Consider the following 18,636-nt stretch of genomic DNA (forward strand, 5'->3'; position numbering starts at 1 on the left):
GCGGGAGGCTTATTGTCCGTTAACAAGGGATAAAAGTGAGAGGGGATGGAACCGTGAAACCAAAAGTATATATCGCTGAACCAGTTCCAACATTTGTAGAAAACTATTTATCAGAACACTGTGATTATGAAACATGGAATCAAAATGAGAAAGTACCTCGTGATGTTCTATTAGAGAAAATACAAGATAAAGATGGGTTATTAAATTTCGGATCTGCCATAAATGAAGAATTGTTAAATGTAGCACCGAAATTAAAAGTAGTGAGTAACATTTCTGTTGGCTATGATAATTTTGATTTACTAGCGATGGAAAAGCGAAATGTCATCGGAACGAATACACCATACGTATTGGATGATACAGTAGCTGACCTCGTTTTCGCTCTTATGTTATCTGCTGGTCGTCGTGTTTGCGAACTCGATTCCTATGTAAAAAATGGTGAGTGGAACGCTGAAATCGGAAAAGAACATTTCGGACTAGATGTGCACCATAGTACAATCGGTATTATCGGAATGGGACGAATTGGAGAAGCTGTTGCAAAGCGAGCGAAATTCGGATTTGATATGAACGTCCTGTATTATAACCGTCGTCGTAAAGAAGAAGCAGAACAAAAATTTGATGCTACATATTGTGATTTACAGACAGTAATAAAACAGTCTGACTTTATCGTCCTTCTTACTCCTTTAACAGATGAAACATATCATCTTATCGGAGAAAAGGAATTTTCATTAATGAAAGAAACAGCAATCTTTATTAATGCATCTCGCGGGAAAACAGTAGATGAAGCAGCATTAATTCATGCATTAAAAGAAAAGAAAATCTTTGCAGCAGGCATTGATACTTTTACACAAGAGCCGATTCAAAAAGATAATCCGCTCTTATCATTACAAAATGTTGTGACTTTACCACACATCGGATCTGCGACATTAAAAACTCGGCAGCAAATGGCCATGACAGCCGCTGAAAATTTAGTTGCAGGGTTACAAGGAAAAACACCGCCTAATATTGTTCGCGGATAATGATGAATAAGCGAAAGGCAAGATGACATCGTCATCTTGCCTTTTTTTGTTAACATATTTTTTTCTACCTTGGAGATGATATGAACAAAAATCAATGGAGTGACAAAAAATGAATCATGAATATACTTGTCCTTATTTCACTTTTTCCACTCGCGGCACTACTATTCATTACGAATTGTATGAACATAAAAATAAAACAAAACGTCCTACTTTCGTACTCGTTCACGGCTTTTTATCTTCCTCATTCAGTTACCGCCGTCTCATTCCTTTACTATCGAAAGCAGGAACAGTACTGGCTCTTGATTTGCCACCATTCGGAAAAAGTGATAAGTCTCATCTCTTTAAGTATTCTTATCACAATTTAGCAACCATTATTATCGATTTAATAGAACATTTATCTCTCTCAAATATTGTGTTAATTGGGCATTCTATGGGCGGGCAAATTTCTCTCTATGTAAACCGGATACGTCCTGAACTAATCTCAAAGACGATTTTACTATGTAGCTCTAGCTATTTAGCACGCGCAACCTTACCTTTACTGTATTCTTCTTATTTACCGTTCTTTCATTTATACGTAAAGAACTGGATTATACGGCGCGGAATTGTTCATAACTTAATGAATGTCGTTCATGATCACTCATTAATTGATGATGAAATGAAGGAAGGTTACTCCGCTCCTTTTTATGACAACCGTATATTCCCCGCCCTAACTCGCATGATACGAGACCGTGAAGGTGACTTATCTTCAACTGAATTACAAAAAATCGAAACGCCTATACTACTCATTTGGGGTGAAAAAGATCGCGTCGTCCCTGTACATGTAGGACACCGTCTCCATAAAGATTTACCGAATTCAACATTCATCTCTTACGAAAATACAGGGCATTTACTACCTGAGGAAAAGCCTGAACATGTTTATGAAGAAATTATCGCTTTTTCCGCGCAATAAAGTGAAACTTTAATCAGCGGAATGTTTCACCCCGCTGATTATTAGCCCGCACCAATTGGGCTTTTACGAGCAGTGGATCTCCCACCTCACTTCTTTGCCTCAACCGTCTTTTTAGGTGGGGGTCTTACTGCCCGGCAAATAGCGGGATAATATTAAAAAGGCTGTCGGAAATTCCGACAGCCTATAATGAGCAACTTCCGCCTTCTTTTAATACAAGTAACTCTTCAGCTAATTTCTCACATTTTTCAAGCGCAGGTACTTCCTCAAAAGACATAAAGTATATATGTTGAATCTTCTTTGCAATATATTTCGAATCGTCAAACACAGTTACGACGTTCACTACATCACTCGCTTCTGTTTCATAAAACTCCGGTCCCATTCGAAACGGATCCCAATTCTTCACAACCTCTATCATCTTTTCATATGTACCCATCTACTTCCCGCCTTTTCACTTTTTAATACTTTTCTTTATCCTATCACATCAGCTATTCTATAAGAAGAGAGAGAACTTTCATAACTTAGCAGTTTCACAGAAGAAAGGGGCAAACATATGCAGCTATTTCATAAAACGGTAAATCGGCGCGGAACACATAGTACAAAATGGGATACTTATAAAAACGAAGAACTCATTCATGCCTGGATTGCCGATATGGATTTTGAAGTACCAAAACCAATTCAAACTGCATTACAAAAACGTATCGAACACCCTATTTTTGGCTATACACTTCCACCTGAACATATTGGAGACATTATTTGTAACTGGACAAAAAAACAGTACGACTGGGATATTCAAAAAGAATGGATCGTATTTAGTGCGGGGATCGTTCCAGCTCTTAGTACGAGCGTACAAGCTTTCACAAAGGAAAACGAATCCGTTCTTGTACAACCACCTATTTATCCTCCATTTTTCGAAATGGTTACAACAAACAACAGACAATTATGCGTGAGCCCATTATATAAACAAGATGGCACATATATGATAGACTTCGATCATTTAGAAAAACAATTTCAACAAGGGATTAAACTAATGCTTCTTTGTAGTCCTCACAATCCTATTGGACGCGTTTGGACGAAAGACGAGCTAATGAAGCTCGGAGCGTTATGTACAAAATATAATGTAATTGTTGTCTCAGATGAAATTCATGCCGATATTATTTACGGAGATCGTACTCATACACCATTCGCTTCTTTATCTGAAGAATTAGCAGCACGTACCATTACTTGTATGGCTCCAAGTAAAACATTTAATATAGCTGGATTACAAGCATCTATCATTATTATTCCAAATGAAAAACTACGTAATACCTTTACGTCTATTCAATATAGACAAGGGTTCCATGGGCTAAATACATTTGCTTATACCGCGATGCAAAGCGCCTATACAGAATGTAATGATTGGCTAAATGAAATCCGACTATATATAGAAGATAACGCTCAATTCGCTTGTGAATATATCAAAAATCACATACCTACTCTTTCCGTAACGAAGCCAGAAGGTAGCTTTTTATTATGGATTGATTGTTCTCACCTAAAACTTTCTCAAAACGAGCGCACCACGTTACTTGAGGAAAAAGGAAAACTTATCGTCGAACCTGGTGAAAAGTACGGATTAGGCGGCGAAGAACATATTCGAATTAACATTGGCTGTCCACGATCTGTTTTAGAAGAAATTTTAAACAGACTGCGCCATACGTTTTCATAATAAGAAAGGAGCCTGCCCACGAATCAATTTGGGGCAGGCTTCTTTCTCAATTTTTGTCGGTAAATCGATATATTTTAAAAATCGCTGATATATTTTGAGTTACAGTCGAAATATTTCAATAATCGCCGATATATTTTGAGTTGCGGTCAATATATTCCAATAATCGCTGATATATTTCCAATTACGTTTCACAAAGAAAGCTACCATCCACGGTAGCTTTTACTTTTTCTTCATATTCGACGCTTTTTTTACAATCACACCGCAAGCAATTCGATCACCAGATTTACCCGTTGGTTGTGTCATGCCATCATCAGGGTTTTCAGTAATAATAATAGACGCTCCATCTTTTCTATGAATCGTCGTTTTCCCTTCTTCAAGCGTTATGTGCGGTGCATCGATATCCGCTTTAATCTTTCCAGAACCATCTGCAATTACATTCGGTAAATCACCATTTTCCGCACCCTTCGGATTGAGTAAGCCATGCTTTTTATTATCTGGATTAAAATGATTACCAGACGATTCAAAACGAGGCGCTTTACACTCTCCAATTTCATGTACATGTATGCCGTGCGGACCAGGCGCGAAACCTTCCCCTTTAATCGTAATTTTCACTCCACTTGTTTGCTGAACTACTTTCGCAGTCCCTACTTCATCTCCTGAAGCATTATGTAATTTCACTTCAATTTCTTTCGGCTTTCCTTGGTCACAACCTGCCATCAGAAATAATAAACAACAACTGAAAAAAAGCCGTTTTTTCATTCTATTCCCTCCAAAATACATTCTGCCCTTAGATTGTCCGAGCATAGAGGGAAACATACAAAAATGAATTACCGTTTCTTTTCAGCTAAAAGCTTTTCTTCTACTTTCTGTAATCGCTCTGCTTCTCGTTTGGATACACGAATGAACATACGCCACGTAGCAACGGCACCAATGATAAATAGAACGCAAACAATCCCTGGAATAATATATTCTGTTTTATCTTCCGGAAAATATAAAGGCATCATATGAAACACTCCTTATTGTAGGATTCAAAAACCATCAGAATTTTCTGTTATATTATTTTAAATTATAGTTGAACCAATTCATATTCTCAAGGGGGCGTTCCGAAAGCGAATGATTTCTTTGACTCCTTCTCCTACTTTCCTTACTATAAACTTGAGGTGAAAAATATGAGAGAAACATTTGAAATTGGTGAAATCGTTACTGGTATTTATAAAACGGGAAAATACATCGGCGAAGTTACAAATAGCCGCCCGGGCAGTTACGTCGTAAAAGTATTAGCTGTTTTAAAACATCCGGTGCAAGGTGACTTACATAACGTAAAACAAGCTGACGTACCATTTTTCCATGAAAGACGTGCTTTAGCTTTCCGTGAACAGACGAACATTCCAGAACAAATGGTGAAGAAATATGAAGGAGAGATTCTAGATTATACAGATTCACTCAAATTAGCATTAGAAACTCAAATGAATTCATTTTCTGAAGATGATTCACCTTTTGCGGTTCGTAGTCTAGAAACATTAGAGCAGTTAAAAAAAGACTACAAACTTTAAAAAAACAAAACGACCAAATTACATACTGTGCAATTTGGTCGTTACTGTGTACTCACTTTCTTTAACACTTTTGAAAAGTCCACGAGTTCCCCTAATGTTGGAGGTGCTGGTTTCACTAAATACTCTTTATCTTTTTCTACTAATTTAAAAATATTGTACGTCGTCATCGCATCATCTAGCGCACAATGATGCTTACCCGTTCCTACTTTTCCATACGCCTCAATCGCTTTCCATAATCCTGTTTGATTTCTTTCTCCAAAAAACTTCTTATACTCAAGCGATAAATCACGACACTGTCCGAAAAACGGAAAAGCTACTCCCGACATTTCACAATTATGCTTCAGCACTTTCATATCCATATTTCCCCACGTTACAATGGTCGGTTTACATCTTTTTTCGTATTCTGCAAGTTTATCAATGAGTTCAGGAAATGAAATTCCTTTATCCACGATTTCTTGTTTAATTCCTAAAAATTTCTTGCATCGATCTGTTAAAGAAGGAAATGTTTTCGGCCTGACATGTGATGAATACGTATCTTCTACCTTACAACCTACAACCGAGACGAGTCCTACCTCAATAATTTCCGGGAAAAATCCTTTTGGTTTCTTTCGATGCTGGGGCATCGTAAACTCAAAATCTAAAAATAAAAATCGTTGTTCATCCATACGATCCCTTCCTTATCATCTTTGTCATTCCTTTCTATTTGACACTCCTACACGAACAAGCTCGAATGCTAATTCCATTTTAAATATTCAGATTGGATGTATCTTATATATATGTCAAATGCCCACAAATATTTTTAAAAATGAGAAAAAATGACCTATGCAGAAAATATGACAAAATCCCTCCTTTCATTTACATCCGCAGTTTTTCTACTTTATAATGACGTTATGTGTGTTTCATCTAGTTAATATTTGACACACTAAGAAAAATGAATGAAAGGAGATGAGATTTTTGCACGAAACAACGCAAGAACTCGCTAACTGGCAGTATTATTTTGCTATCGCAGTCTTTTTAATTACATATGCCATTATTATTTCTGAAAAAATTAATCGCGCTGTCATCGCACTTCTTGGTGCAGCACTCATGGTAATTGTGGGGGTCGTCGATTTACATAACGCCTTTACGAAACATATTGAATGGGGAACGATTACGCTACTCATCGGTATGATGATTTTGGTGAACATTACGAGTAAATCAGGTGTTTTCCAATACGTTGCCATTAAAGCAGCAAAAGGGGCACAAGGAAATCCAATTAAAATTTTAATTTCCCTTTCCCTACTTACCGCGCTTGGCTCCGCATTTTTAGATAACGTTACAACTGTACTTCTTGTTGTTCCAGTTACTTTATCTATTACGCGCATCTTGCAAGTAAATCCTGTTCCTTATTTACTTTCTGAAATTATTTTTTCAAACATTGGGGGAACAGCAACATTAATTGGTGATCCGCCAAATATTATGATTGGTTCTGCAAATAAGCACCTAGACTTCAATGCTTTCTTACTGAATCTAGCACCAATCGTAATTATTATTATTGCAGTTACAGCAACAATACTTTACTTCATGTACCGTAAACAATTAATTGCTGATCCTGTACAAGTTAAAAAATTAATGAGCTTAGATGAAAAACAATACATTAAAGATCCAGTATTAATGAAAAAATCTTTAACAGTACTTGGACTTACAATTGTAGGTTTCATGACTCATTCCATTTTCCATGTTGATGCAGCTATTATCGCCTTGACTGGTGCTACTGTACTTATGCTAATCGGTGTGAAAGAACATGAAATTGAAGAAGTATTCGCAAGCGTAGAATGGGTGACGATTTTCTTCTTCGCGGGACTATTCGTACTCGTTGGAGGACTTATCGATATCGGTCTTATCAAAATGTTAGCTCAAAAGGTAGTCGGAATAACAGGCGGAGATATTTCTCATGCATCTATCCTTATTCTATGGGTATCTGGTATCGCCTCTGCAACAATCGATAACATTCCATTCGTTGCAACAATGATTCCACTTATTAACGATATGGCAGTTGGGCTAGGTTTATCACCTTCTGACGCACAAATCGACGTATTATGGTGGGCATTAGCATTAGGTGCTTGCCTAGGTGGAAACGGAACTTTAATCGGGGCTTCTGCTAACGTAATCGTAGCCGGAATCGCAAGTCGTGAAGGACATAAATTTAGCTACATGGAATTCCTTAAAGTCGGCTTCCCAATTATGATTGTTTCATTAATCATTTCTCATATTTACATTTATTTACGCTATCTTATGTAGTAGAAAAAGGGCTGTCCTATGTGGCAGCCCTTTTTTCTTAGTCAACGAAATATCAATTAACCAACAAAGAGCTGTTCCAAAATAGCTTCGAAACAGCTCCCCGCATATATCTACTCGTTATATCTTACCGGCTCATTTCGGATAATGAATAAATGAATCGGCAAGAAAACCGAAAATGTGATTACATGAATAATCGTAAATAGTATAGAGTTCGTTCCGTATCTGTCTAAAATAGCGTAGATGAGATAAATGGACAGCACAATCGATACGGCTGTTGCTAGTAAACTTATAATTGGTACGAAGTTAAAGATGAAACATGCGACATATATACCGAATACTTTCCACCCTGCCTCTTCTTTCAAGAAATCTGGTAATTTATCCTTCGCCAAGTCACCCCACGTCTTACTATTCAAAAATGGAATAAACGCAAGAACCCCATCAGTTGCACCATCATTTTTTGCCATCGTATAAAGTGCAAAAGCCGTTAACAAATACGAAATAATTGCCCAAATTATTATAACAAGAATAAACGCAAAACTAAGAGCAAAGAAACCTGCTAGTACGCTCTGATCTTCCATCTTATCCTCTCCCCTCTCTTTTCAACATATTTCATTACATTGCAAGTTATGTTTTAAAATTTAACCAAACTCTTTGTATAATGAGAGAAGAAAGGTAATAAGAGAGGAGAAACACTTATGCATCCATTTGTACAAGCATTACAAGAGCATTTTACAGCTCATCAAAATCCTGAAAAAGCAGAACCAATGGCTCGTTATATGAAAAATCACTTCCCATTTCTAGGTATTCAAACACCGGAAAGACGCCAATTATTAAAAGACGTCATTCAAATACATACTCTCCCAGATAAAAAAGACTTCCAAATTATCGTACGTGAACTTTGGAACTTACCAGAACGTGAATATCAAGCTGCCGCACTTGATATTATGCAAAAATATAAAAAGCATATAAACGAAACTCATATCCCATTTTTAGAAGAACTTATTGTTACGAAATCTTGGTGGGATTCTGTTGATAGCATCGTCCCTACATTTTTAGGTACTATCTTTTTACAACATCCCGAATTAATTTCTGCATATATTCCAAAATGGATTGCATCAGATAACATATGGTTACAACGTGCCGCTATTTTATTCCAACTAAAATATAAACAAAAGATGGATGAAGAACTTCTTTTCTGGATTATTGGACAACTACATTCTTCAAAAGAATTTTTCATTCAAAAAGCGATCGGCTGGGTTCTTCGCGAGTATGCAAAAACAAAGCCTGATATCGTTTGGGAATACGTGCAAAATAACGAGCTTGCCCCGCTCAGTAAACGTGAAGCAATTAAGCATATTAAACAAAATTACGGAATAAATAACGAAAAAATAGGCGAGACTCTATCATAGATAGACGCGTTCCTCTATTGAGATTTAAAAAAGAACATGTTAGAATATGTTCATTATTATTAATATAAGTAGCGATGACGGACTTATAAGTACTTGCACAAAAAGCGATTCAGGGATAGTGAAAGCCTGAAGACGCAAGGAAACGGCAGTCTCGAGCATTACATGATAAAGTGGATGCACATTTTGTGTATCAACTAGGGTGGAACCGCGGGCAAACGCTCGTCCCTAGGCAAATATGCCTTGGGATGAGCGTTTTTTTATGTTTTTCAAAGCATATACTGCGCATTTCACAAGTACCAGAGCACGTCATCGCCAATACGTTAACTTTCAAAAGGAGGATTTTATTATGTATTCAATGGAACAAGTTGTAAACTTAGCGAAACATCGCGGTTTTGTTTTCCCTGGTTCTGAAATTTACGGTGGTCTTGCAAACACTTGGGATTACGGTCCACTTGGAATCGAATTAAAAAATAACGTTAAAAAAGCTTGGTGGAAAAAATTCATTCAAGAATCTCCACACAACGTTGGTTTAGATGCAGCTATTTTAATGAACCCAAAAACTTGGATCGCTTCTGGTCACGTTGGTAACTTCAACGATCCAATGATCGACTGTAAAAAATGTAAAGCGCGTCACCGTGCTGACAAATTAATTGAAGATGCATTAGATGCAAAAGGCATTGAAATGGTTGTTGACGGTCTTACTTTCGACCAAATGGCTGACTTAATGAAAGAACATGAAGTAAAATGTCCTGATTGTGGTAGTGAAGAGTTCACTGAAATTCGTCAGTTCAACTTAATGTTCAAAACATTCCAAGGTGTTACAGAGTCTAGCACAAACGAAATCTTCCTTCGTCCTGAAACAGCACAAGGTATTTTCGTAAACTTCAAAAACGTACAACGCTCTATGCGTAAAAAACTTCCATTTGGTATTGGCCAAATTGGTAAGAGTTTCCGTAACGAAATCACGCCTGGTAACTTCACATTCCGTACACGTGAATTCGAACAAATGGAACTTGAATTCTTCTGTAAGCCTGGTGAAGATTTAGAGTGGTTCGCATTCTGGCGTGAAACTTGTAAAAACTGGTTACTTTCACTTGGTATGCATGAAGAGAGCATGCGTCTTCGTGACCACGGTGAGGAAGAGCTATCTCACTACAGTAACGCAACAACTGACATTGAATTCAAATTCCCATTCGGTTGGGGCGAACTATGGGGCGTTGCATCTCGTACAGACTTCGATTTAAAACGTCACATGGAACACTCTAACGAAGACTTTAACTATATCGATCCACAAACGAACGAGCGTTACGTACCATACTGCATCGAGCCATCTTTAGGCGCAGACCGTGTAACATTAGCGTTCTTATGTGATGCATATGAAGAAGAGCAATTAGAAAACGATTCTCGTACAGTTCTTCGTTTCCACCCTGCTTTAGCACCATACAAAGCAGCAATCTTACCATTATCTAAAAAGCTATCTGAAGGTGCTACTGAAGTATTCGCAGAACTAGCTAAAGACTTCATGGTAGACTTTGATGAAACTGGTTCTATCGGTAAACGTTACCGTCGTCAAGACGAAATCGGTACACCATTCTGTATCACATACGACTTCGACTCTGTTGAAGACAAAGCTGTTACAGTACGTGACCGTGACACAATGGAACAAGTTCGTATGCCAATTAGCGAACTAAAAGGTTTCTTAGAAAAGAAAATCCAGTTCTAATTATAAAAAAAGAGGCTGCTCATGAGAGCTGCCTCTTTTTTATTTTTCACGTTTTTCTTTAATTGCTACTGTACATCTTGAAATACATATTAAATCATCATTTTCATCAATGATACGAATATCCCAAACCATCGTTGAATGTCCTCTATGTATCGGTGTCCCGATTGCTGTTACGATTCCATCTTTCTTTGAGCGAATATGATTTGCATTAATTTCTAGACCGAAACAAATACATTTCTCTTGATCAATTAAATTATATGATCCAACACTTGCTACTGTTTCCGCTAACGCAATAGAAGCACCACCATGTAAAAATCCAAACGGCTGATGCGTACGCTCGTCAACAGGCATCGTAGCAACTACTTTATCTTCTGTCATTTCTAACAACTCAATTCCAAGTGAGTCCATTAAAGTTTTTGCCATATCGTTTTCGCCTTCTCTCTTTAATTAAATGTATAATTTTACCTATTTATTTTCAAACTACCTATAACACTTATATAAGGAGGTTTCACCACAATGAAACAGAAACTTTGTATACTATTGCTCATGTTCTCCTTGCTGACTATTGTACCAAATTGTGCAATGGCAGCCAAAGCATCTAACCTGACAATCGATGTTCAGACTATAACGCAAAAAGGTAAGAAACCTTATATAGAATATCAAATTAGTAGGCCTTCTTTTCACAATTTTTCCGATTCTAAATTTCAAAATAAGCTCAATTTCTATTACAAAAAATCTACTGACAAATTTAAAAACAAATTAGAAAAAGAAGCAAAAAAATATTATAAAGAAACAGAAGGGTCTAGTACACCCTTCCATCCATACGTGGCGAATGTTGATTATAAAATCTCCTTAAATAAACCACCTTTTCTCAGCCTATATGTGAATTACTATCAATATACGGGCGGGGCACACGGCCTTTATACGTGGAAAGCAAACACATTTGATTTAAATGAAAAAAAATTACTACGCTTAGACGATTTATTTCAACAAGAAGATAAATATAAAGAAGTAATCCGTGCAGAAATTGTAAGGCAAATTAAACAAAATGAAAGTATTTATTTTCCTGATGCAACGGAAAAAGTAATGAGTGCTAAAAAGTTTCACTTCTTTTTAGAACCAAACAATCTCGTTATTTATTTCCCTTTATATGAGATCGCTCCTTATTCAAGCGGCATTCCACAATTTCGTATTCCGTATACGTTGCTAAGAGACTATTTGAAGCCTTCTTATCAAAATAATTTGATTGACAACAAGTAAATATTTTCGCTACGATAATGTTAACCTAAAAACAACAGGAGGTTAACATTATGAGAAGATTTCATGTTTTAGATTTAGCATTAGCTGCCATGTTTGTTGCTCTTATGGCCATTGGTGCAAATATTGTATCTTGGGCGCCATTCCTGCAAATAGCGGGCGTTCCGTTATCTATGCAACCATTTTTCGCAATTTTAGCAGGCCTTCTTCTTGGAAGTAGACTTGGTGCATTATCAATGACTGTGTATATGCTAGTTGGCGTAGCCGGCGCACCAATCTTCGCTAACTTCAAAGCTGGATTCGGAGCACTTTTAGATCCTACTGGTGGTTTTATTATCGCATTTATTATCGTTGCTTACGTATCAGGAAAAATAGTAGAACAAAAAGAAAGACCAACATTCAGTACATTTGCTATCGCTTCTTTCACAGGAATCATTTTAACTTATATTATCGGTACTACTTACATGTACGGGGCGGTCAATCTCTTCATGGGCGGTAATATGAGTTATAAAGCTGCCTGGATGATTATGATGTGGTTTGCAGTAAAAGATATCGCATTTACAATTATCGGTGCTATTATCGCACCTCGCATATACTATGCTGTACGCCGTTCTGCTTATCAACGTTCTCATTCGACGATTTCTTAATAAAAAAGAGTTATTTCAGTACACTGAAATAACTCTTTTTTTATATTAAGACTCTTGATTCGTTTGTTCTTCTAAAATTCTCTTCATCATTGTAACCATGTCACCACGTAATTCTGGGTGTTGCAGGGCCATTTCAATTGTCGTTTGAACGAATCCTAACTTTTCACCAACATCGTAGCGTTTTCCTTCGAAGTCGTAAGCAAATACTCGTTGAATTTCATTTAAGTTTTGAATTGCATCTGTTAACTGAATTTCACCGCCAGCACCGACATTTTGCTGTTCTAAGAACATGAAAATTTCAGGCGTTAAGACGTAACGTCCCATAATTGCTAAGTTTGATGGTGCTGTACCTGCTGCTGGTTTCTCAACGAAATTACGAACTTGGTAACGACGTCCTTCCTGCTCTAATGGGTCGATAATTCCATAGCGATGTGTTTCATCTTCTGGAACCGTTTGTACACCAATAACAGAAGAAAGTGTTTTATCATATTCGTCCATTAACTGACGTAAACATGGTTTTTCAGCTTGAACGATATCATCACCTAATAAAACAGCAAATGGTTCATCACCGATGAATTTACGTGCACACCAAACTGCGTGTCCTAATCCTCTTGGTTCTTTTTGACGGATATAATGAATATCTACCATTTTTGAAGAAGCCTGTACTTTTTCAAGTAACTCATACTTTTTCTTTTCTAATAAATTTTGCTCTAATTCAAATGCATTATCAAAATGATCTTCAATAGATCGCTTTGTTTTACCAGTAACGATAATAATATCTTCGATTCCTGATTGTATTGCTTCTTCGACAATATATTGAATAGTTGGTTTATCTACTATCGGTAACATTTCTTTTGGCATTGCTTTTGTAGCTGGTAAAAAACGTGTTCCTAATCCAGCTGCTGGGATTATCGCTTTTCTTACTTTTTTCATAACAAAATACCCTCTCTTCTGTCAGGATCAATAACGATTATTTCCTTACATAGAACAAAAGGGAAGTTTTGCTTCCCTTTTGTTCTGACTACCTAAAATTAATTTATATTATAAACGATTCATAATATCTTCTTTAATAGTAAGTAACTTTTGTTCACTATTTTGTAAAGAATTATCTTTTACACCAAAGTAAAACTTGATTTTCGGCTCTGTTCCAGATGGACGTAAGCAGAACCAAGAACCATCTTCTAATTGATATTTTAACACATTTGATTTCGGTAAGTGAATCTCTTCTTTATGTCCATCTTGTAAAGATGTAACGATGCTTGCTTTATAGTCTTCAACCGCTACGACTGTTAAGCCCGCTACTTCTTTCGGAGGATTTTCACGGAATGTCGCCATCATCTCTTGAATTTGTTCCGCTCCATCTTTCCCTTTTAACGTTAATGACACAAGATCTTCACGGAAGAAACCGTACTTCTCAAATACTTCTAATAAACCATCATATAACGTTTTACCTTGTGATTTGTAGTATGCAGCTACTTCGCATGCAAATAAAACAGACTGTACCGCATCTTTATCACGGCAGAATGGACGGATTAAATAACCATAGCTTTCCTCATAACCGAATTGGAATTCATATTGTCCGCTTTCTTCATACTGTTTAATTTTTTCACCAATAAATTTAAATCCAGTTAACGTATCAACTGTATCTAAACCGTATGCTTTTGCAATTGTACGACCAATTTCAGACGTTACGATTGTTTTTAATACAACACCGTTCTCTGGAAGCGTTCCGTTTTCTTTCTTTTGAGATAGTAAGTAATCAAGCATTAATGCACCTGTTTGGTTACCAGTTAATACTTGGAACTCACCATCATGATTACGAACTGCTACACCTAGACGGTCTGCATCAGGGTCTGTTGCGATTAGCACATCTGCACCAATTTTTTCACCGTCACGAATTGCATATTCAAACGCTGCATGCTCTTCTGGGTTCGGTGATTTTACTGTAGAGAAGTTTGGATCTGGTAACTCTTGCTCTTTTACAACCGTTACATCTGTAAATCCAACTTCCTCTAAACCACGGCGTACAGAAAGATTTGATGTTCCGTGTAATGGTGTAAAGACGATTTTTAAGTCTTTCCCTACCTTTTGTACCATTTCTTTATTAATAATGACATCGTTCAATTCTGCAGCATATGCATCATCTACTTCTTGTCCAATAATATGTAATAAACCTTCAGCTTTTAATTGCTCTACATCAGCTACTTCAACTGTTAATTCATCTTCTACTGCATTTACGTAACTAATTAACTCATCAGCTTCTTTTGGAGGCAACTGTCCACCATCGTCACCATATACTTTATAACCATTATATTCAGGCGGATTATGGCTTGCCGTAAGAACGATTCCACTTACTGTATGTAAATGACGAACTGCGAAAGAAAGCACCGGCGTTGGGCGTAAGCTTTCAAATACATATGTTTTAATACCATGTGCACCAAGTGTTGCAGCTACTTCCATTGCAAATTCAGGTGATTTATGACGAGAATCATATGCTACAACAACACCACGTTCCTTTGCTTCTTCACCTAATTTTTCAATAAATTTCGCTAATCCTTGTGTCGCTTTACGAACTGTATATACATTTAATCGGTTCGTACCAGCACCAAGTTCACCACGCATACCACCTGTACCGAACTCTAAATTTTTATAAAAGCTATCCTCAATTTTCTTCTCATCTTGCTTCATGTTTTCTAGCTGTTCTTTTAATTCTACGTCTAATTCTGCATATGAAAGCCAGCGACTAAATTCTTGTTTCCAATTCATATCTCTATCTCCTCCCGCTTGTCATACCTTTATTATATGAAAAAAACAACCTGTATCTCAATATTTTATAAAATATAGCAGGATTTTACTAGGAATATTTGTATACACTATGGTTAAATACTCCACCAAAGGGAATGAGGATTATGCAAGAATGGGGCTTGTCCGAAGAGCTCAAAATACAAACAAAGCAAATGATTGAAAGCGCTGAAAAAGAATTATCTATTATGAGGCAAGCAATTGATAAAGAAGATGAATGTATTTTATGTAAAATGGAAGAGATTCATCATATGTTGGCAAATGTACAAACATTGGCAGCTACATACTATATTCAGGCGTATTTATCACCTTATACAGAAAGCTCACATTTTATCACAACTGCTGTCCAACATTTAAGTGCCCGCAAACACGGTGCTCTTATCGTTGTGGAACGAAACGAGACGCTTGAATCTTGTATTCAAACTGGCACAACATTAAACGCTCATTTAACTGCACCGTTACTCGAATCAATTTTTTATCCAGGTAATCCTCTTCATGACGGAGCCGTTCTCGTTAAAAATAATCATATTGTTTCAGCAGCTAATATTCTTCCGTTAACGAAAAGTACGGAAGTTGATCCTGAACTAGGAACACGTCACAGAGCTGCAATTGGCTTATCAGAAAAAAGTGACGCACTTATTTTAGTTGTCTCTGAAGAAACAGGACGTACTTCCTTTGCTTTAAGCGGGACGTTATATACGATTTCTTTATAAGACGAGCCTTTCACTATGCCACACGTTTTTAAACAGCATAATAGTAAATGAAGTTGTATCGACTTACCGACAAAAACTGATCACACTCGTACCATATCAATAAGAAAAGACTGCCTCAAATGTTTGAGACAGTCTTTTCTTCAAAAATTATTCTTCCCCGAAACGCTCAACAAGTGTTGCAAGTGTACGTACCATTGCACCTGTTGCCCCGGCCGGCCCTAAATCATTTGCTCCTGATGTTTCAGATGTTCCAGCGATATCTAAGTGTACCCACGGTGTATCTTCAGCAAATTCACCTAGGAATGTACCTGCCATAACCGCATGCCCTTCACGGCCTGGTGAGTTATTTAAATCAGCAAACTTACTGTTTCGAACGCGTTCTTTATCACGATCAAAAATCGGTAATTGCCAAATTGATTCATCCGTTTCCATAGAAGCTTCTAGTACTTGCTCAAACAACTCTTCATTGTTTGTCATTGCGCCTGTCGTATGATTTCCAAGTGCAACAATTACACCGCCTGTTAATGTCGCAACATCAATAAGGTAGTTTGCACCTAGTTTTTTCGCATACGTAATACCGTCCGCTAACGCAAGGCGACCTTCTGCATCTGTATTTAATACTTCAATTGTTTTTCCGCTCATAGATGTAATTACATCGTCTGGCTTAAATGCTGTACCACTTACAACGTTATCAGTTGATGGAATAACAGCAATCACATTTTGCTCTGGGCGAAGTTCACCGATAATTTCCATCGCACCTAATACAGCAGCAGCACCGCCCATATCACCTTTCATACCGACCATGCCTTCACGTGGTTTTAAAGAATAACCACCTGTATCGTATGTGATTCCTTTTCCAACAAATCCAATGACATCTGTCCACTCTTCTTTTCCTTTATAAATAAGAGCAATCATTTTTGGCGGCTCTGTACTACCTTGGTTTACTGCAAGTAACGCACCCATACCAAGATCTTCCATCTCTTCTTTCTCAAGAACTTTATAATCCATATCATACTTTTCCGCTAACTCAACAGCATACTCAGCAAGCTTCGTCGCTGTTAATACGTTTGGCGGCATATTTACAAGTGTACGAGCCGAATTTGTTGCGCGTCCATGCACGTAGCCAACTGTTAATGCAGCTTCAATTTCCTGTGCATCTTCCGCTGTAATAGCCGTGAACTTCTCTAACTCTACACGATCCTTTTTATCTGATTTATACGTTTGTAATTCATATGTACCAAGACCTTGTACTTCTGCCGCTATATGAGCTACATCAATCACATCTAATTTCTCTGTTACGAAAGAATCAAGTAAGATTGCTGCATCTTGTACTTTTGCTGCCTGTAACGTTTTAAACGCCTTACCAAGAGCCGCACGTAACGTTTCTGTCGTATAAGATTCTTTCTTTCCTAAACCGACGAAGTAATAGCGTTTTACATTTGTTTTTCCTAAACTATGTACTTTTGAAATAGCTTTCTTCTTAGTAGAAAGTTCTTTCTCTTCTAATAAAACTTGTAATTGTCCTTCAAACGCTTTGTCCAGTTCTTGTACAAAACTACTCGTTTTCTCTTCTTCAAATAAGGCAACAATTACCGCTTCATGACCTGCTAATTCTTTTTGTACTTGAAACATGTTCAGACCCCCTAAATTTCTCTACTCTGCCTTTATTATAACTTTATTTTCGATAAAATGCGACAATTCTAACTTCTGTTACATCCTATATAAAGTGAACCTTTAATCAGTGGTGTTTTTCTTCATCCCCCACTGATCATTAGCCTTCACCAATCGGGCTTTTACGGGCCACAAATAGCGGGGTGATCCATCTTTCTTCCATTTCTTCTATGATCAAATAAAAAAGTCTAGCGTAATTACCACTAGACTATCTTTGTTTTAAATATTGGCCACGAAACACTTGCATCGTTTCGTCTTCATTTAACATCGTTAACTCTTCTTCTGTAAACTTACCATTTCCTACCTTAACTACATATACCTTTACTTTTTTCTTACCCCATTGGCTATAAACATCTTTCACCGTATCATAATATAAATCAAGACGATTTCCTTTTATAGCACCGCCCTTATCAGCGACAACCCCATATCCGTAATCTGGCACGAATAAAATCGTTCCAATCGGGAATACACGTAAATCCGCTGCGATTGTGGAATATAAATCCCTTTTCGCCTTAACACCTGAATATGTAATACCATACTCCGGATGTCCCGGCCTCTTACCAGTTGACTCAATTCCCGACGTATAACCTGTTGCCGTCATTTCAATTGAACGATATTTAGACCAGTCGTTTGCCTGCTCTAAAGCATTTATCACTTCTTTACTCGGAGCAACATTTCTCTTAACTTCTGCTGCATGTACTTCTTTTGCACTCGTTCCCTCATACTTCTTTACAATCTCTAATAAAGAAACTCCTGTGAAAGCATTCCATGTTACGCATAATGCGGATACAAGTAAACAAGTCATCATAATGCGAATACAATATCGTTTTAACATTTTTATATTCCACACTCCTTCATCGTTAATCATTCCCTATACGATGAAGGAATATGCAAAAAAATAATCTCCAAATTGA

20 protein-coding genes are annotated in these 18,636 nt (G+C 37.1%); 10 read left to right on the forward strand and 10 right to left on the reverse strand.

The features are described from left to right. Positions 1-35 precede the first annotated feature (35 nt). Both MHH42_RS24815 and MHH42_RS24820 read left to right on the forward strand, forming a co-directional pair. Positions 36-1,016: a 2-hydroxyacid dehydrogenase gene (locus MHH42_RS24815; RefSeq protein WP_141489332.1), complete on the forward strand. Its 981-nt coding sequence runs from the start codon at positions 36-38 to the stop codon at positions 1,014-1,016. A gap of 109 nt (positions 1,017-1,125) precedes the next feature. Continuing rightward, positions 1,126-1,965 (forward strand): alpha/beta fold hydrolase, encoded by an 840-nt coding sequence (locus MHH42_RS24820; RefSeq protein ID WP_001015213.1) that lies wholly within the window; start codon positions 1,126-1,128, stop codon positions 1,963-1,965. A gap of 181 nt (positions 1,966-2,146) precedes the next feature. Here MHH42_RS24820 and MHH42_RS24825 read toward each other — a convergent pair whose 3' ends face one another. Further along, positions 2,147-2,398: a YugE family protein gene (locus MHH42_RS24825; protein ID WP_000537646.1), complete on the reverse strand. Its 252-nt coding sequence runs from the start codon at positions 2,396-2,398 to the stop codon at positions 2,147-2,149. Positions 2,399-2,515: 117 nt separating this feature from the next. Here MHH42_RS24825 and MHH42_RS24830 point away from each other — a divergent pair, with 117 nt between their 5' ends. Beyond that, positions 2,516-3,667 carry a MalY/PatB family protein gene (locus tag MHH42_RS24830; protein ID WP_097872982.1) on the forward strand — a complete coding sequence of 384 codons (1,152 nt, stop codon included), beginning with the start codon at positions 2,516-2,518 and terminating at the stop codon, positions 3,665-3,667. Between the two features lie 219 nt (positions 3,668-3,886). On the opposite strand, the gene sodC is transcribed toward MHH42_RS24830, so the two are convergent. Continuing rightward, positions 3,887-4,426, reverse strand: a complete 540-nt coding sequence (sodC, locus tag MHH42_RS24835; protein WP_097872981.1) for a superoxide dismutase [Cu-Zn] — start codon at positions 4,424-4,426, stop codon at positions 3,887-3,889. Positions 4,427-4,494: 68 nt separating this feature from the next. Continuing rightward, on the reverse strand, positions 4,495-4,671 hold the full coding sequence (locus tag MHH42_RS24840; protein ID WP_000982764.1) for a hypothetical protein: 177 nt from the start codon (positions 4,669-4,671) through the stop codon (positions 4,495-4,497). Between the two features lie 165 nt (positions 4,672-4,836). On the opposite strand from MHH42_RS24840, the gene MHH42_RS24845 reads away from it, so the two are divergent. Beyond that, entirely contained in the window at positions 4,837-5,220 is a 384-nt protein-coding gene (locus MHH42_RS24845; RefSeq protein WP_001209336.1) for a kinase-associated lipoprotein B, read from the forward strand. A 41-nt stretch (positions 5,221-5,261) separates the two neighbouring features. On the opposite strand, the gene kapD is transcribed toward MHH42_RS24845, so the two are convergent. Next, complete coding sequence (gene kapD / locus MHH42_RS24850; RefSeq protein WP_000344367.1) at positions 5,262-5,885, reverse strand: 3'-5' exonuclease KapD; 624 nt, start codon at positions 5,883-5,885, stop codon at positions 5,262-5,264. Between the two features lie 289 nt (positions 5,886-6,174). Here kapD and MHH42_RS24855 point away from each other — a divergent pair, with 289 nt between their 5' ends. After that, on the forward strand, positions 6,175-7,500 hold the full coding sequence (locus tag MHH42_RS24855; RefSeq protein ID WP_000545233.1) for an ArsB/NhaD family transporter: 1,326 nt from the start codon (positions 6,175-6,177) through the stop codon (positions 7,498-7,500). A 110-nt stretch (positions 7,501-7,610) separates the two neighbouring features. On the opposite strand, the gene MHH42_RS24860 is transcribed toward MHH42_RS24855, so the two are convergent. Continuing rightward, positions 7,611-8,078, reverse strand: a complete 468-nt coding sequence (locus MHH42_RS24860; protein ID WP_000390112.1) for a hypothetical protein — start codon at positions 8,076-8,078, stop codon at positions 7,611-7,613. Between the two features lie 117 nt (positions 8,079-8,195). On the opposite strand from MHH42_RS24860, the gene MHH42_RS24865 reads away from it, so the two are divergent. Together MHH42_RS24865 and MHH42_RS24870 are read left to right on the forward strand one after the other, a co-directional pair. Next, positions 8,196-8,909, forward strand: coding sequence for a DNA alkylation repair protein (locus MHH42_RS24865; RefSeq protein WP_000553335.1), 714 nt, complete (start codon positions 8,196-8,198; stop codon positions 8,907-8,909). 346 nt (positions 8,910-9,255) lie between these two features. Further along, entirely contained in the window at positions 9,256-10,632 is a 1,377-nt protein-coding gene (locus MHH42_RS24870; RefSeq protein WP_000287143.1) for a glycine--tRNA ligase, read from the forward strand. Between the two features lie 39 nt (positions 10,633-10,671). Here MHH42_RS24870 and MHH42_RS24875 read toward each other — a convergent pair whose 3' ends face one another. Next, positions 10,672-11,055 carry a hotdog fold thioesterase gene (locus tag MHH42_RS24875; protein WP_001140604.1) on the reverse strand — a complete coding sequence of 128 codons (384 nt, stop codon included), beginning with the start codon at positions 11,053-11,055 and terminating at the stop codon, positions 10,672-10,674. A 93-nt stretch (positions 11,056-11,148) separates the two neighbouring features. On the opposite strand from MHH42_RS24875, the gene MHH42_RS24880 reads away from it, so the two are divergent. Both MHH42_RS24880 and MHH42_RS24885 read left to right on the forward strand, forming a co-directional pair. After that, a complete protein-coding gene (locus MHH42_RS24880; protein ID WP_000810657.1) occupies positions 11,149-11,892 on the forward strand; it encodes a DUF3298 and DUF4163 domain-containing protein in 744 nt (247 codons plus the stop codon). 50 nt (positions 11,893-11,942) lie between these two features. Next, positions 11,943-12,536, forward strand: coding sequence for a biotin transporter BioY (locus MHH42_RS24885; RefSeq protein ID WP_001252145.1), 594 nt, complete (start codon positions 11,943-11,945; stop codon positions 12,534-12,536). A gap of 45 nt (positions 12,537-12,581) precedes the next feature. On the opposite strand, the gene galU is transcribed toward MHH42_RS24885, so the two are convergent. Together galU and MHH42_RS24895 are read right to left on the reverse strand one after the other, a co-directional pair. Beyond that, positions 12,582-13,469, reverse strand: coding sequence for a UTP--glucose-1-phosphate uridylyltransferase GalU (gene galU / locus MHH42_RS24890; protein ID WP_000757818.1), 888 nt, complete (start codon positions 13,467-13,469; stop codon positions 12,582-12,584). A 108-nt stretch (positions 13,470-13,577) separates the two neighbouring features. Continuing rightward, positions 13,578-15,302, reverse strand: coding sequence for a phospho-sugar mutase (locus tag MHH42_RS24895; protein ID WP_001104200.1), 1,725 nt, complete (start codon positions 15,300-15,302; stop codon positions 13,578-13,580). Between the two features lie 143 nt (positions 15,303-15,445). Here MHH42_RS24895 and cdaS point away from each other — a divergent pair, with 143 nt between their 5' ends. Next, positions 15,446-16,051: a sporulation-specific diadenylate cyclase CdaS gene (gene cdaS / locus MHH42_RS24900; protein WP_001158745.1), complete on the forward strand. Its 606-nt coding sequence runs from the start codon at positions 15,446-15,448 to the stop codon at positions 16,049-16,051. Positions 16,052-16,198: 147 nt separating this feature from the next. Here cdaS and pepA read toward each other — a convergent pair whose 3' ends face one another. Continuing rightward, positions 16,199-17,683: a cytosol aminopeptidase gene (gene pepA, locus MHH42_RS24905; protein ID WP_000487963.1), complete on the reverse strand. Its 1,485-nt coding sequence runs from the start codon at positions 17,681-17,683 to the stop codon at positions 16,199-16,201. Between the two features lie 247 nt (positions 17,684-17,930). Continuing rightward, the gene (locus tag MHH42_RS24910) at positions 17,931-18,557 is read right to left on the reverse strand and encodes a 3D domain-containing protein (RefSeq protein WP_033663350.1); all 627 of its coding nucleotides are present in this window, start codon (positions 18,555-18,557) and stop codon (positions 17,931-17,933) included. Positions 18,558-18,636: the final 79 nt, after the last annotated feature.

The sequence above is a fragment of the Bacillus sp. FSL L8-0099 genome, assembly GCF_038006385.1.
Classification (GTDB): Bacteria; Bacillota; Bacilli; order Bacillales; family Bacillaceae_G; genus Bacillus_A; species Bacillus_A toyonensis.